This window comes from Arthrobacter liuii (assembly GCF_014639275.1).
GTDB lineage: Bacteria > Actinomycetota > Actinomycetes > Actinomycetales > Micrococcaceae > Arthrobacter > Arthrobacter liuii.
In genome coordinates this window covers 54038-68344 of the sequence record NZ_BMFW01000011.1, presented here as the reverse complement: position 1 = coordinate 68344, position 14307 = coordinate 54038, and the positions used below count along the sequence as shown (strand labels likewise).

12 protein-coding genes are annotated in these 14307 nt (G+C 67.0%); 9 read left to right on the top strand and 3 right to left on the bottom strand.

Annotated elements, in window-relative coordinates; all coding sequences use genetic code 11:
• Positions 1 to 77: 77 nt before the first annotated feature.
• Complete coding sequence (locus IEW19_RS12775; RefSeq protein ID WP_188572008.1) at positions 78 to 3590, bottom strand: DEAD/DEAH box helicase; 3513 nt, start codon at positions 3588 to 3590, stop codon at positions 78 to 80.
• A 219-nt stretch (positions 3591 to 3809) separates the two neighbouring features.
• On the opposite strand from IEW19_RS12775, the gene IEW19_RS12770 reads away from it, so the two are divergent.
• The 4 genes from IEW19_RS12770 (at position 3810) to IEW19_RS12755 (ending at position 7118) form a co-directional block, all read left to right on the top strand.
• A complete protein-coding gene (locus IEW19_RS12770) occupies positions 3810 to 4661 on the top strand; it encodes a DMP19 family protein (RefSeq protein WP_188572007.1) in 852 nt (283 codons plus the stop codon).
• 200 nt (positions 4662 to 4861) lie between these two features.
• The gene (locus IEW19_RS12765; protein WP_188572006.1) at positions 4862 to 5557 is read left to right on the top strand and encodes a protein tyrosine phosphatase; all 696 of its coding nucleotides are present in this window, start codon (positions 4862 to 4864) and stop codon (positions 5555 to 5557) included.
• A gap of 168 nt (positions 5558 to 5725) precedes the next feature.
• On the top strand, positions 5726 to 6304 hold the full coding sequence (locus IEW19_RS12760; RefSeq protein ID WP_188572005.1) for an RNA polymerase sigma factor: 579 nt from the start codon (positions 5726 to 5728) through the stop codon (positions 6302 to 6304).
• Positions 6297 to 7118 (top strand): hypothetical protein, encoded by an 822-nt coding sequence (locus IEW19_RS12755; protein WP_188572004.1) that lies wholly within the window; start codon positions 6297 to 6299, stop codon positions 7116 to 7118. The genes IEW19_RS12760 and IEW19_RS12755 overlap by 8 nt, the downstream gene beginning before the upstream one ends.
• Positions 7119 to 7158: 40 nt before the next feature.
• On the opposite strand, the gene IEW19_RS12750 is transcribed toward IEW19_RS12755, so the two are convergent.
• Positions 7159 to 7728 carry a COG4315 family predicted lipoprotein gene (locus IEW19_RS12750; RefSeq protein WP_188572003.1) on the bottom strand — a complete coding sequence of 190 codons (570 nt, stop codon included), beginning with the start codon at positions 7726 to 7728 and terminating at the stop codon, positions 7159 to 7161.
• A 238-nt stretch (positions 7729 to 7966) separates the two neighbouring features.
• Between IEW19_RS12750 and IEW19_RS12745 the strand changes: the two genes are divergently transcribed.
• Both IEW19_RS12745 and IEW19_RS12740 read left to right on the top strand, forming a co-directional pair.
• A complete protein-coding gene (locus IEW19_RS12745; protein WP_188572002.1) occupies positions 7967 to 8467 on the top strand; it encodes a sigma-70 family RNA polymerase sigma factor in 501 nt (166 codons plus the stop codon).
• Positions 8464 to 9120 carry an anti-sigma factor family protein gene (locus tag IEW19_RS12740; protein ID WP_188572001.1) on the top strand — a complete coding sequence of 219 codons (657 nt, stop codon included), beginning with the start codon at positions 8464 to 8466 and terminating at the stop codon, positions 9118 to 9120. Before IEW19_RS12745 ends, IEW19_RS12740 begins: the two co-directional genes overlap by 4 nt.
• Positions 9121 to 9804: 684 nt before the next feature.
• Here the strand turns inward: IEW19_RS12740 and merA are convergent.
• Positions 9805 to 11235 carry a mercury(II) reductase gene (merA, locus tag IEW19_RS12735; RefSeq protein ID WP_188572000.1) on the bottom strand — a complete coding sequence of 477 codons (1431 nt, stop codon included), beginning with the start codon at positions 11233 to 11235 and terminating at the stop codon, positions 9805 to 9807.
• Positions 11236 to 11341: 106 nt separating this feature from the next.
• Here merA and IEW19_RS12730 point away from each other — a divergent pair, with 106 nt between their 5' ends.
• The 3 genes from IEW19_RS12730 (at position 11342) to IEW19_RS12720 (ending at position 14214) form a co-directional block, all read left to right on the top strand.
• Entirely contained in the window at positions 11342 to 11731 is a 390-nt protein-coding gene (locus IEW19_RS12730) for a heavy metal-responsive transcriptional regulator (protein ID WP_188571999.1), read from the top strand.
• A 144-nt stretch (positions 11732 to 11875) separates the two neighbouring features.
• Positions 11876 to 12262: an ArsR/SmtB family transcription factor gene (locus tag IEW19_RS12725; protein ID WP_188571998.1), complete on the top strand. Its 387-nt coding sequence runs from the start codon at positions 11876 to 11878 to the stop codon at positions 12260 to 12262.
• Positions 12259 to 14214 carry a heavy metal translocating P-type ATPase gene (locus IEW19_RS12720; protein ID WP_188571997.1) on the top strand — a complete coding sequence of 652 codons (1956 nt, stop codon included), beginning with the start codon at positions 12259 to 12261 and terminating at the stop codon, positions 14212 to 14214. The genes IEW19_RS12725 and IEW19_RS12720 overlap by 4 nt, the downstream gene beginning before the upstream one ends.
• The last annotated feature ends 93 nt before the right edge of the window (positions 14215 to 14307 follow it).

Genomic DNA, 14307 nt, shown 5'->3' with positions numbered 1-14307 from the left:
GTTGCCGGCAGTTCCGTTCCCTGCATGTCGAAACGGGGCCTGCAGGGTCCAAGCTGGGGGAGCACCGGTGGCCCCGCCTACTCCTTGAACAGCCCTGCCAGGTCCTCAGCCGTGATGGCGCCGCCGGCCAGGGCATCGCCCTCCATCACGTCTGCGAACAGCTGCGACTTCCGGGTCTTCAGCGCCATGACCTTCTCCTCGATCGTGTCCTTGGCCACCAGCCGGTACACCATCACGTTCCGGGCCTGCCCGATGCGGTGCGTCCGGTCCACGGCCTGTGCCTCGGAGGCCGGGTTCCACCAGGGATCGAGGAGGAAGACGTAGTCTGCCTCGGTGAGGTTGAGGCCGAATCCGCCGGCCTTGAGCGAGATCAGGAACACCGGCGCGGTGCCGTTCTTGAATTCGCTGACCACGTCGGCGCGGTTCCGCGTGCCGCCGTCGAGGTAGCAGTACTCGATTTCTTCCTCGTCCAGCCGCTCCCGGACCTTGCCCAGGAAGCCCGTGAACTGGCTGAAGATCAGGGCCCGGTGCCCCTCGGCCACCAGGTCCTCGAGCTGTTCGAACAGGACGTCCAGCTTGCTCGAGCGGACGGCGGACAGCGCCGGATCCACCAGCGATACGTCCAGGCTGAGCTGCCGCAGCAGCGTCAGCGACTGGAAAATGGTGAAGCGGTTCTTGTTGACGTCCTCGATCAGCCCCAGGATCTTCTGCCGCTCACGCTGCAGATGCGTTTGGTACACCTTCTGGTGCCGCGGGTTGAGCACCACCTCAAGGATCTGCTCCTGCTTGGGCGGCAGGTCCTTGATCACCTGGTCCTTGGTGCGCCGCATCATCAGCGGCCGGACGCGTCGGCGGAGCTTTTCCAGCTGCCCCTTGTCGCCGTTCTTTTCCACAGGCTTTTGGTAGTACTCGGCGAAGCGCTTGGGGCTGGAGAAAAGGCCCGGCGCCACGATGGACGTCAAGGCCCAGAACTCCATCAGGTTGTTCTCCAGCGGGGTGCCCGTAACGGCCAGCTTGAACGCGGCCGGCAGTTTGCGTGCGCACTGGTACGCCTTGGACTGGTGGTTCTTCACGAACTGCGCCTCGTCCAGCACCAGCCCGGACCAGGTGCGGGAGGCATAGGCCTCATAATCGATCCGGAACAGGGCGTACGAGGTAATGACGATGTCGGCCGCGCCAAGGGCCTCCGCCACGTCTTGGCCGCTCTTTCCAAAGGTCTCGCCGACGGTCCGCACCGTGAGGCCCGGGGCGAACCGTGCGGCTTCGAGCGCCCAGTTGCCCACCACGCTGGTAGGGGCCACCACCAGGAAGGGTGCGACGGCGGCGGCCCGGGTTTCGGGGTCAGCGGCAGCACCGCCGTCGGACGTTTCCAGGGACGACGCAGCGTCAATGGCCAGTTCCTTCGCCGCGCACATCAGTGCCAGTGCCTGGACGGTCTTGCCCAGGCCCATGTCGTCGGCGAGGATGCCGCCCAGCCCATGCTTGTACAGGAAGCTGAGCCAGTTGTAGCCCTCCAGCTGGTACGGGCGCAGCTCGGCGTCCAAGGTGGAAGGCAACGGCAACCCGTCCGTGCCGCCCTCCAGGAGGCCGCCCACTGCGGACCGCCAAGCGGCCGCCTGCTCGTCCACGATCCCCAGCTGCGCCAGCTCGTCCCACAGGCCCGCCTGGAACCGGCTGATCTGCAAGGGGGCGTCCTTGTTGTCCTGCAGCGACCTGGCTTCCTCGATCAGCGCGCGCAGCTGGTGCAGCTCGGGCAGGTCCAGCGAGAAGTACGCGCCGCTGGGCAGCAGCATCTTGGTCTGGCCCGCGGCCAGGGCGGAGAACACGGCAGCAAAGGAAACCGGCTGGCCTTCCAGGGAAATCTGGATGCCCAGGTCGAACCAGTCGCGCTGTTCGGTCGCCTTGGTGGAGATGGACACCACCGGGGCTTCCTCCGCTTCGCGGTAGTCGGCGATGTCACCCGCCGTGTCCACGTCCACATCCGGCGCTTCCCGCAGCCGCGGCAGCACTTCCTCGGTGAACGCCAGGGTGTCCAGGCCCGTCAGTTCCGCAGAGGCCGCCAGCCGGGGAGTGCCCCAACCGCCAGTGGCGGATTCACCAAGCGCCGGCACCGCGTCCCATGGCTGGCCGATGCCTTCGAGGATGCGGGCCTCGGCGGTGTCGTCGCGGTAGCCGTGGTCGCCCGGATGCCGCCACAGGGGCTGCGCCGTGACCAGCTTGCCGGTTTTGTAGTGCCACTCCCAGTGCAGCCGGACCCTGTGGTCCGCCCCGTAATTGGCCAGCAGCGACAGGGTGGGGACGGCCAGCTCGGGCAACTCCACGGACTCATCCCGCGCCGTCACCCGGGCCGTCTGCTTGAGCTTGGGATAGAAGCCGGTCAGGAACCGCGATTCGTCCTTGGCCGGAATGTGCAGCATGCTTCCGGTGGTGACGAACGCCAGCAGCTCCTCGCTCAGCCCGTTTTCGAGCGGGGCAAGCGTGATGGTTCCGTTGGGGTCGGGGACACCCGGCAGGGCCGCCTCCCCGGAGGTGAAGAAGAGGCCGTGTGCGGGCCTGCCGATGGTGCCCACCGATGCCGGATCAACCTCGTCGCCCTCAATGGTGATGGTGGGCGAAAGCTCCAGGCCGCCGTCGGACGCCTCCGCGTGGGCCTGGACGCTGTTGGACTGGACGCTGTTGGCCTGGGCGCCAGTGCCCGCGGCGGAAGGTTCTGCCACCGGTGTGCCGTACCGGCTCAGGGAAAGCCCGACGGCGGCAGGGGCCTCGGCGACCCGGACCGGCTCGGTGCCGCGCGAGTGGACCAGGGCCAGCCCGATCTTTCGAGCGTCGGACAGCAGGCCCCACAGGTTCTTCCCCGCGTAGGAGTTCAGGCTCAGCCACAGGCCCGCGGAGTTGTGCATCCGGCTGGCGGAGGAGGAATGGCCGGCAAGGAACTCCTGCAGCCACTCCACATGCGCCTGGTTCGATTCGCGGCGGAAATTCAGGTAGCTGAGGGTGTTCCAGGAAATGTCACCGCGGATCCATTTACCTTTGGCGCCCATGATGACGGGCCGGACCTTGAGCTGCCGTACGCCGCGCACCGGATCCCGGCGGCCCGTGTAGGAAAAGTGCGGCGGCGGTTCCTCCACCTCGAACTGCAGGGCCAGGGGGACCCCGCTTGTGGAGGGGGCGGAACCGGGCTGGGAGATCAGCGGGCTAAGGACCTGTTCCCAATCGGAAAGGGCCGTGGTGGGCGTGCGGGACACCTGCGTTGAGGTGGACGGCGCCAGCAGCTGCACCCGGATGGACGGGTTGTCCTCGGCAGCGAAAAGCAGGGCCGCCACGTGCTTACAGTCCTTGCGAACCGGGCAGCTGCACACACCAACGGTGCAGCTCCAACCGCCCGCCTTCCGGACCAGCTTGGCCGTGGTGGAGTAAGGAACCTCCGCGCCGCCCCGGACCTTTCCAAGCATGAGCCCGGTGCCGCCGTCGAACGATATGCCCGAGACCCTGCTGGCCATGGCATACGCCAGCCCGGCCGCCAGGGAGCGGTCGTTGATGGCGGGTGTCTGTATTGCCAGTTCCGCACTTTCGTCCGGTTGGGATGGCATGGTGCGCGCTACTTTCGGCAGGCCACGGCGGGGCCGGGTCCGGTGGGTGGTTATCTGATCTATCTTAGTTCGCCAGCCGGCACCCCCTTTGCCGCGGTCCTTCCCGGGCGGCTCCGAAAACTTCGCTTGACGTTCATTTCCCGCTCCATTCTGCGGTGGCCGGGCAGCCGTAGCGTGAAAAGCGTCCGCAGCACCACAGCACCAGCACCGAGGATTGCCATGATCACCACGCACCAGCCCGTCGTCCTGACCAGCAGCAGCATTGAAGCAAGCGACGAGGAGGCGGTGCAGGCCAACGTCAGCGTTGTCGACGCCATGCATACTGCCCTGCTCCATGCTGACGAGATGTCACCCGTGGCGGTCCGCAGCTACTACGTGGACTTCTACCTCACGCAGGTCCTGGAAGGCGGCTTCGCGCAGTACGCCTTCATGGCCCTTGACCGCGGGGAAACGGACATGCTCATCCGCGAGGGCATGGCGGGAATGGGTGCCACCGCCCACCTGGACCTTTTCAACCGCGCCGCAGCGTCCTTCGACGGCCTGTCCGAAGCGGACGCCGAGCACTACCTGGACGGCGGACTGGACGACACGGAGGACACTCCCGACGGTGTCCTCCAAATGGAGGAATTGGACGGGGAGTTCGAAGAGCTGCTGGAGCGCGAAAACATCACCGCGCTCAACGCCGCCTGGCTGCGCGGCCAAGCCGATCTGCTGGTGCTGGACGACGAGGAAGTGGGCCCGCACATCCAGCGCCTCGTTGCCCAGATCCCGGACCTCCCCGAACGCCAGGCGCAGGCCGACGCCGCGGCCCTTGAGGATGCTCCGGACTTTGAAGTGATCATCCGCGAACTCTGCGACGTCGCCGGCCATGAGCTGGTCCGCATCACCATGGGCGATCCCAATTACCTGCACTATGGCGAAAAGACCCTCGCATGGCACTTCAGCACCGACCACGGTGACTTCCTCATGGTCGAAGAGGACGACGAAGCCTTCATGATCAACCCCGAAACACAGGAAATCGTGGCGGCCGTGGAGTTCGAGGACGCAGACGCAGACCTGGCCGGGGTCTAGGACCGCTTCCCCGCCGGGTCGCTGGAAAGCTGCGAACACGCTGCAGCGGACCAGCGATCCGGCGCCTTTCCAGCGATCCGGGGGCGGGAAAAGAAACTCCAGGGCGCCCGTAACCTTTCCGCAACCTCAGGCGATGTAGTCAGTGATGGGCCCGCCCGGCGGGCCCAATCCGATGTGTTGTCTAGGTTTGGAGAAGTCAAATGTCCGTGTTCACCGTTCTCGCCACAAGCAAAGTCGCTGCCGCAGTCCTGGCCGCAGGAACCCTGGCAGTAGGAGGAACCGGTGCCGCCGCCGTCTCCGGCGCCCTTCCCACGCAGGCCCAGCAGACCGCCCACGAAGTCTTTGGCGCACCTGCCCCCAAGCTGGCAGCTGAAGCAGCGGCAGATGCCAAGGCCACCCCGGCTCCCACGGCCACCGCCGCTGTGACCGACGCTGTGAAGCGTGCTGACGCCACTGCAGACGCCACTGCAGATGCCACCGCCAAGGCATCCGGTACGGCTGAAGCATCAGACGAAAAGGTCGCCGTAGACGCCACCGCTTCGGCAGCAGCCAACACCGCGGTTGACGCCGCCGGCCCTGCAGCCCTGGGCCTCTGCACCGCCTACACCCACGGCGGCCTGGACGCTTCCTCCAAGGCATTCTCTTCGCTGTCCATCGCCGCCAAGGGGGACGTGAACATCAAGAGCTACTGCACCGACGTCGTGGCCAAGGCCGATGCTGCAGCCAAGGCCTCCGCCGAAACCAAGGGTTCCGCTTCGGTTGAGGCTGCAAAGCCCGGGGTTCCGGCAGTTCCGGCCGTCCCGGGCGTCGACGGCGCAACCACTGTTCCTGCCGTTCCTGCTGTTCCCGCTGCCGGTGGCAACTCCGTTCACACGCCGTCAGTTTCGGCCCGCTAAGGCACATTGGCTAGTCTGGACTGCGGCTGCGGCCGCAGCCCGGGCAGCCGGGCGGGGGCGCACCAATGGAAGGGCGCCCCTTAAATCCCGCAAAGAGGCAGCCGGAAGACCACGGGGACTGGCAGTCCGTCCCGCAAAGCGGGGACAAGGCGCGGGCCGGATCCCGGGATGGAGGAGCCGCTGGTGCTAGACACTTTGGCCCAAGAAGAGATTGACATTTTCGACGACGCAGCCGGAGCCGATCCGGCCGTGTTGTTCGCTGCTGCCTATCGCACCTTCGCGGGCCCGGTGCACGGGTACCTCAAGGCGCGCGGACTGGATGACCCCGAGGCTGTCACCCAGGACGTGTTCATGGCCTTCTATCCCAGGATCGGCAACCTCACGGGCGGTCTGCAGGGCGCGAAGTCCTTGGTTTTCTCCATTGCCCATGCCCGCATGGTGGACCACTACCGCCGGCTGGAGCGCAGGCCGCAAATGACACCGTACGACCCCCAGCACGACGGCCGGACCACGCCGTCAGCAGAGGACCACGCCGTGGAACTGGCCGGCGGGGCCGCGGCCATGCTGGAAGGGCTCAGCGAGGAACACCAGGAGGTCCTGGCCCTGCGCGTCGTGGCCGACCTGTCCATCGAACAGGTGGCCGCCATCATGGGCAAGAGCACCGGAGCCATCAAGCAGCTCCAGCGCCGCGCCCTCCAGAACCTTAAGGCACAAACGCTCGAGAGAAACCAGGCGAATCATGGGTGACACCGCAGGATCCCGCAACAACGGGGCCGTTGACCAGCTCCTGCTGGAGGCAGGCATGGACGACGACGGCCAGCTCCGCCACGCCCTGCTCGGCCTGCGTGCCCTGGCGGCAGAGGCCCCGGCACCCTCCGCCGAGCTCGCGGCGCTCATGGCAGGCCCGGCAACTGCCGGGTCCGCCACCACCGTGCTTCCCGCCGTCGGGCCCGCCGCCGGACCTGCCGCTGAACCCGGGGCAGGGCAACATTGGGCAACACAGCCCGGCGCAGGACAGGGCAGGGCAACAGAGCGCAGCGCACCGCAGCCGGCCGATGAGCTGGCCGCCCGCCGCAAGGCCAAGCGCCGCATCACCCTCACCACGCTCTCCGTCGTGGCCTCGCTCGCGGCCGGCGGCGCTGTCGCCGCAGCCTCCGACCAGGGATTCCGCGATTCCTTCACCCAGCTGAACCACGCCGTCACAACGTTCGTGACAGGTTCCGGCGTCACGCCCGCCGGCAGCACGGGCGGCCTGGCACCTGCGCCCCAGCCCGCGGCGCCCCGGCCGTCGGCAACCAGCAGCGCGGATGCCGTCCCGCCGGCACCCGCGCCCGCGTCGGCACCTGCCCCCGGGGCGCCGTCGGGCGTTCCGGCGCGGCCGGGGAACACCCCCACACACGGGCCGGCCCAGAAGCCGACGGCGGTGCCCTCGGAGCCGTCACTGCCCACCGATGTTCCAGGGGACGTCAGGAAGGGCCTGGAACAGGGCCCCAAACTGCCCGTTCAGGTGCCCACGGAAATCCCGCTCCCGGGCAAGGCTGCGGACGCTCCCTTGAAGTGACGCCCCGTTGAAGTGACGCTCCCTTGGGAGGAATCCAGGCCTAGTAGCCCTGGCCGGCGCCCTTGATCATTGCGCCCGAAGGGTCCGACAGGTACCAGACGCCGCCGACTCCCTGGCCCAGGATGTCGCCCGGTTTGGTGTCCTTTGCGAAGTAGTAGAGGGGCATGCCGTTCAGGGTCACCTGCTTCTTGCCGTCAGGGCTGGTGATGGTCCCCAGCTTCCCGGTCACGCCGTCTGCCGCGGGTGACCCCGAGGTGGTGGTCAGCGGCGTCCACTGGACCAGGCAGGAGCCCGTGCAGGCGCTGGTGCCGGAGTCCTTGGTGTCCTTGGCGAAGAGGTAGAGGCTCATTCCCTTGGCGTCCACCACGATGCTGCCTGCCGTTGAGGAGGCTGTCTTGAGCTCGACGGCGACTCCCGCCCGGGACGCGGACGCGGAGGTCGTGGAGGCGCTGGAAGATGACGCGCCCGAGGGGGACGCGCCGGTGCTGCTGGTTGCGGTGCCCGTGGCAGGGCTGGTGGCTGCCGGCGTTGTGCCGGTACTGCCGCCGCAGCCTGTGAGGGCTGCCGCCAGGGCCAGGATGGCAAGGCCTGCCCCTAAATGGTGCTTCATGGTGTGCTCCTTGGCTGGGTGCTTTCTTGGGTGGTGTTTTTTGCGGGCGCCCGGCGTTGGATGACCGCACGCTTACCCCTACGACGCCTCCGGGTAAAGAATGGTTCACAGGTGCACCGTGGAGCCGATCGATTGAACCGTTTCCCGCTTCCTGGCGTGGTAACAGCCGGGAGGTCAGATGCTGGGGGCGTTTCCCGAGGGGCAGTGACGTGGACAGGGCAGTGACGGGAGGGGTGGGATGCCGCTCGACGACGACGTGGTGGAGGCCATCTACCGTGAGCACGGCAGCGCCCTGCGCCGTTTCGTGCTCAGCGCCACCCGTGATCCGCAGCTTGCGGAGGACGTGGTCCAGGAAACCGTGCTCCGCGTCTGGCAGCACGCCCCGGAGATCAACGGCAGCTTCCGCAGTTACTTGTACCGGACGGCCAGGAACATCATGATCGATAATTACCGCCGGAGCCAGCGCCGCCCGCAGGAGGCGATGGAGGGCAGCCTCACGGACCCGGCCGAGGTGATGGGCCGGGTTGACGAGCTGCTCAACCGGGTCCTGATGGAGGAAGCGCTGCTGCGGCTGAGCAAGGAACACCGGGACGTCCTGGTGGCCCTGCACTACCGCCGGTTCACTGTTAACGAGGCCGCGGTCCAGCTCAGCATCCCCAGCGGCACGGTCAAGTCCCGCGCCTATTATGCCCTCCGGGCATTGCGCACCATCCTGGACGAAATGGGGGTGGAACGGTGAGCACCAACCCGCACCACTTGCTGGGCGCTTACGTGCTGGGGGGCCTTGATGCCGCCGACCTCGACCTTTTCGATGCGCATCTCCAGGACTGCGCGGGCTGCCGCAAGGAACTTGCGGTGCTGGAGAAGGTTCCCATGCTCCTGGATTCCCTGCCCGTCCCCGACGCCGTGGCGCTTACCTCCGTCCCTGGCGGCAGCGAGGCCAATGAAGCGTCCGTCCCTGCCCGCCTTTTTGACGAACTGGCGCACCGCCGTCGGACATTACGACGGCGGTGGGCGGCGCTGGCCGGTGCCCTTGCCGCTGCGTGCCTGGCTGTGGGCCTGGCGGTGGGGCCGCTGCTCGTAAGGGCGCCTCCCCCGGATGCCACCTACTCGCTAGCATCCGGGGGAGGGCTGCAGGTCAACATCGACATGGCCCGGAAGACGTGGGGAACCGAGCTGGCGGTGAGCGGCAGCAGCCTCCCGGCGGAAGGGACACTTTCGTTGTGGGTGCGCGACCGTGCCGGCGGGGAGGACCGGGCCTGCGCCTGGACGGCCACCCCGAGCGGAAAGGTCAAGGTCACCGGGGCAACCCCCATCCAGCTGGGCAGCATCTCAAGCGTGGAACTGCGCGACGGCGCCCAGCACGCCGTGGCGGTGATTACCGTTCCCTAAGGCGTGAGTCCCCTTGTCGGCTCAGAAGTCGGCTGGACCAACGGTCGTTTTGTCTGAAGTAGCATGCACGAACCGTCACCAATATTCGGGACTTTTGGCGGCAGCAACGGCGTGCGCGTGGGCTGCGCGTTCGATCGCGTAGGTGCGTTCCATTCGCCGAAGAGCGCGAGCATCACGACTGCAAGTTGCGACATGGTCCTCCGGTGGCGGAAATCAACGCATGCGCATCGCCGACGCTTTCTACGGGCCAGCTTCAGGGGCGTTTCCCAGATACCTCAAGCCAGGGACTGCGATAAGGCCGGCTTCCGCCGCCACGCGCGTTGTCCTCCAGGCCACCGGCGTAACAGGTCCCGTCCTGGGCGGACTCGTCATTGTTGCCTCATCACTGGCGGCAAGCGCGGCTGCAGCGGCAGGCTTCGCCATCAGGTTCCTGATCCTGTTTATTTTCGCAATCGATTACTCCCAGTGGGCCGCCCGGCCACGCCCTGCCTCACCGTGCCTTCGCTCCGTCCGCTGGCGGTGGCCAGATCGACGACCGTGACAGGCTCGCCTTCGCCAGGAGCCGCAGCAATGTCACGAATAACTCAGGTTTGATCCCGACCGTGAAGAGGACAGCAAATAGGTGAGGGCTTGGTGGTCGGTGGCGGTCACGGGATTGGCTTTCGTGAGATTCGGGCCGCGCTTTTAGGCACAGCAGGAGAGTTTGGAGACATCGGTGGTGAAGGCTTTGCAGGCGATTCTGATGCCCTCGGCCATGGTCAGGTAGGGGCTCCAGGCGGCCACGACTTGTGCGGTGGTCATCCCGGCCTCGAGCAGGTAGACGCCGGCGGCGGCGAGTTCCCCGGCGTCCTTGGCCACCGCGGTGAGGCCCAGGATCCTGCCGGTGTCACGATCAGCGACGACCTTGATGAACCCACGGGTGTCGCGGTTGACCAGCGCCCTCGGAACATATTGCAGGGGCAGGACCCGGCAGTCGCAACGAATCCCCGCGGCGATCGCCTCCTTCTCGGTCATGCCGACGGCACCGACGGCCGGGCTGGTGAAGGTCACCCGGGGCAGGTACCGGTAGCCCACCTCGGCCGCGGCGTCGGTGAAGGCGTTTTCCACGGCCAGGGTGCCGTGGGCCGCTGCGACGTAGACGAACTCCCGATGGCCGGTCACGTCCCCGGCGGCCCAGATCCGCGGGTTGGAGCTGGCAAGACGCGAGTCGACCACGATCCCGCCGGATATGCCGGTCTTTACCCCGACAGCCTCAAGGTTCAGCCCGTCGGTAACGGGCCTGCGGCCCGTGGCCACGAGCAGCCGGGAGGCCCGGAAAACTTCCTGGCCTCCGGCCACGGATGCGGTGGCGATGACTCCGGCGGTGTCCTCATCGAGGCTCACGGAATCCACTGTGGCCCGCCGGACCACCCTGATACCCTCATCCGCGAAGACTCCGGCCAACGCCTTGGATACTTCCGGTTCCTCCCGCGAGGTCAGCCGGGAGCGGACGAGCATGGTGACCCGGGCACCAAGCCGGGAGAAAAGCTGCGCCTGCTCCAAGGCAACATAGCCCCCACCCAGGATGAGCATCGTGTCGGGTACCTCGTCCAGTTCCATCGCCGTTGTCGAGGTCAGGTAGCCGGTCTCGGCCAGTCCAGGAACGGGCGGGGCCCATGGTGTTGAGCCCGTGGCCACAACGTAGTGAACGGCTTCGATCATTGTCACCGCACCGCCAAGTGAGGTGACCTGAAGCAGGGGCGCATTCTGGCTTCCAGTGAACTCTGCGTCCCCCTCGACCATGGCCCAGCCATACTCAGCGGCCAGATCGACGTACTTCTCCGTCCGCATGCTTTCAACAAGCGCAGCCTTGCCTCCGATGAGTGCCGGCATATCCACGGGACCCGCCGAGGCCACCACGCCGGGGAAGCGGGCCGAGTCCAACGCCACGTGGCGGGCATCGGCGGCAGCCAGGAGCGCCTTCGACGGCACACACCCAGTGTTCACGCATGTCCCGCCCACGGTGCCACGCTCAATCATCACTACCCGCTTGCCCAGCCCCCTGGCCCGGATCGCGGCCGCAAAAGCCGCGCCACCGGAACCAATGATCGCCAGGTCGAACCGTTCGTTGCGCATACAGTTGACCTTCCCCGTGCCTTGAGACTTCCAATGGAACCAGCATGAACCTTCCAGTACAGTGGAAGGTCAAATCAGGTGGCCATCGAGAGGGAAATCAACCCGCGTGAGAATCGGACAGCTTGCAGAAGCAACCGGAACGACGACCAAGACCCTCCGGTTCTACGAAGAGTCGGGGCTGCTCCCGCCGGCCGAACGCATGGCCTCCGGTTACCGGGACTACACCGACGACGCTGTGGGCATGGTCGGGTTCATCCACCGCGGCCAAGCCGCCGGGCTCACACTCGCCCAGATCGGGCAGATCCTGAGGATCCGCGGACACGGCCAAGCGCCGTGCTCGCACGTCCGGAACCTGCTAGGGGGGCGTCTGCGGGAACTCGATGCCCAGATCGCCGAACTCCTTGTCCTCAGGGAAACTATCTCCCAGTTGCACGCCCAGGCCGCTGAACCTGAACCGGACACGTGCACCGCGAACGAGGTGTGCCGCTACATCTAATTAGCATCCCAGTGGAGGAAGTGCCCCTCACCGGCATCGACGGGGCCAGGGGTGACCATCCCACCCGGGCCTCCCATTAGTTGGCATGCTCACGTGGCCGCAGCTTGCGCGCGATGTCATCACAAATACCGCTATTATCGCCGTATGACGATTGAACCTGCAGTTTCCACCGACCCGTGCCGGCAGCTCGGTCCGGCAGCGGCACTGTTTCATTCCCTCGGTGACCCGACTCGGTTGAGCATCGTCCAGCGCATGGCTGGCGGCGAGGTGCGGGTGGGTGACCTGACCGGGGAGCTGGGCCTTGCCCAGTCAACGGTATCGGCCCACGTGGCCTGTCTTCGTGACTGTGGCCTGGTCGAAGGCAGGGTGCAGGGCCGCAGTGTCTATTACTCGCTGTCCCGTCCGGAGCTGATGGACATGCTCGCACAGGCCGAGATCCTGCTTGCCGCCACCGGCAACGCGGTCAGCCTCTGCCCGAACTACGGCACCGTCAGCACCGGCGCCGCCCTGACGGAAGAGAACGAACGATGAGTGACGCCTGCGGCTGCAGCGACCAGAAGACCGGGACCGGCGAAGCCGAAGAAGCGGAGGAGGCCGTCGGCTTCTGGCAGGTCACTGAGTTCCGGGCAGCCGCACTCGCAGGCGTCCTGCTCCTCACAGCGTGGATCACCTCGCTGGCCGGGGGCCCGCAGTGGCTGACGCTTCCCCTGGAAATCGCCGCGCTGTTGGTTGCAGCGTGGACGTTCGTTCCCTTCACCCTGAGGCGCCTGTCCAAGGGCAAGATCGGGGTCGGGACGCTGATGACGATCGCCGCCGTCGGTGCCGTCGCCCTGGGGCAGTTCGAGGAGGCCGCCATGTTGGCCTTCCTCTATGCGATCTCCGAAGGCCTTGAGGAGTACTCACTGGCCAAGACCCGCCGTGGCCTGCGCGCCCTGCTGGACCTGGTCCCGGCCGAGGCGACCGTGCTGCGCGGCGGCACCGAGGTCACGGTCGACCCGGCAGAACTCATCCTTGGGGACCGGATGGTGGTCCGGCCCGGGGAGCGTTTGGCCACCGACGGCAGGATCCTCACCGGCCGCACGTCCCTGGACACTTCGGCGCTGACCGGTGAATCCGTGCCGGTCGAGGCCGGACCGGGAAGCGAGGTCTTTGCCGGGTCGATCAACGGCACCGGACCGCTTGAGGTTGAAGTCACCAGCACTGCGGAGAACAACTCGTTGGCCAGGATCGTGCACATCGTGGAGGCCGAGCAGTCCCGCAAGGGCCCGGGCCAGCGCCTGGCCGACTCCATCGCCAGCAAGCTCGTCCCGGGCATCCTGATCGCCGCGGCCCTGATCATCGTCTTCGGCTTCATCGTCGGGGAACCGTTGCTGTGGTTTGAACGCGCCCTCGTCGTCCTGGTCGCCGCATCACCCTGCGCGCTGGCCATCTCGGTCCCCGTCACGGTCGTCGCGTCCGTGGGTGCGGCCAGTCGTATCGGCGTACTGATCAAGGGCGGCGGTGCCCTGGAAGCCCTTGGCAAGATCCGCACCATCGCACTGGACAAGACCGGAACGCTTACCCGCAATCAGCCTGCAGTGATCGACGTCGCGGCGACCGGAACCGCGACCCGGGAACAGGTCCTGGCCCTCGCGGCGGGCCTGGAATCCCACAGCGAACACCCTCTGGCCCGCGCCATCCTCGCAGCCGCCACGGACCGGGCTGACATCACGGACGTCGACACCGTCCCCGGCGCCGGTCTGGAGGGCCGGCTCGATGGCAGGACTGTCCGCCTTGGCCGGCCGGGCTGGATCAACGCCGGCCCGCTGGCCGGCGAGGTCGAACGGATGCAGCACGCCGGCGCAACGGCTGTCCTGATCGAGGACGGCGGCCAGGTCATTGGCGCGGTCGCTGTGCGCGACGAGCTGAGGCCCGAAGCCCGGGAAGTCATTGCCCGGCTGGGCGCCTCCGGCTACACCACGGCCATGCTCACCGGCGACAACCTCATCACCGCCACCACGCTGGCTAATGACGCGGGCATCACCGAGGTCCATGCCGACCTACGACCCGAGGATAAAGCGGAGATTATCCGCACGCTCAAGAGCCGCCAGCCCACCGCCATGGTCGGCGACGGCGTCAATGACGCCCCGGCACTCGCGACCGCCGACACCGGCATCGCCATGGGGGCCATGGGCACCGACGTCGCGATCGAAACCGCCGACATCGCCCTGATGGGCGAGGACCTGAACCACCTGCCGCAGGTCCTCGATCACGCGCACAGGACCCGGAGCATCATGCTCCAGAACGTGGGCCTGTCCCTGGCCCTGATCGCCATACTGATCCCGCTGGCGCTGTTCGGCATGCTGGGACTCGCCGCCGTGGTCCTTATCCACGAACTGGCCGAAATCGTCGTGATCGCCAACGGCGTCCGTGCCGGCCGGCTCGGACTTAGGACTGCGCACAGCCCCGCCCGGTTCACCCCTGCGACGGACCCGGCAGTGTGAGCTCCAACGTTCTTTACAAGCCCCCGGAGTCCAACCGCATCTGGATCGCAACGATCCGTGCGTCTTGGCTGTGCCGGGACTTCCCGAAGGTAT

What these genes read in the sequence shown, in the direction of transcription:
- IEW19_RS12775 (WP_188572008.1), bottom strand. Translation starts at nt 3,590, where the DNA reads ATGCCATCCCAACCGGACGAAAGTGCGGAACTGGCAATACAGACACCC.
- IEW19_RS12770 (WP_188572007.1), top strand. Translation starts at nt 3,810, where the DNA reads ATGATCACCACGCACCAGCCCGTCGTCCTGACCAGCAGCAGCATTGAA.
- IEW19_RS12765 (WP_188572006.1), top strand. Translation starts at nt 4,862, where the DNA reads ATGTCCGTGTTCACCGTTCTCGCCACAAGCAAAGTCGCTGCCGCAGTC.
- IEW19_RS12760 (WP_188572005.1), top strand. Translation starts at nt 5,726, where the DNA reads ATGGAGGAGCCGCTGGTGCTAGACACTTTGGCCCAAGAAGAGATTGAC.
- IEW19_RS12755 (WP_188572004.1), top strand. Translation starts at nt 6,297, where the DNA reads ATGGGTGACACCGCAGGATCCCGCAACAACGGGGCCGTTGACCAGCTC.
- IEW19_RS12750 (WP_188572003.1), bottom strand. Translation starts at nt 7,728, where the DNA reads ATGAAGCACCATTTAGGGGCAGGCCTTGCCATCCTGGCCCTGGCGGCA.
- IEW19_RS12745 (WP_188572002.1), top strand. Translation starts at nt 7,967, where the DNA reads ATGCCGCTCGACGACGACGTGGTGGAGGCCATCTACCGTGAGCACGGC.
- merA (WP_188572000.1), bottom strand. Translation starts at nt 11,235, where the DNA reads ATGCGCAACGAACGGTTCGACCTGGCGATCATTGGTTCCGGTGGCGCG.
- IEW19_RS12725 (WP_188571998.1), top strand. Translation starts at nt 11,876, where the DNA reads ATGACGATTGAACCTGCAGTTTCCACCGACCCGTGCCGGCAGCTCGGT.
- IEW19_RS12720 (WP_188571997.1), top strand. Translation starts at nt 12,259, where the DNA reads ATGAGTGACGCCTGCGGCTGCAGCGACCAGAAGACCGGGACCGGCGAA.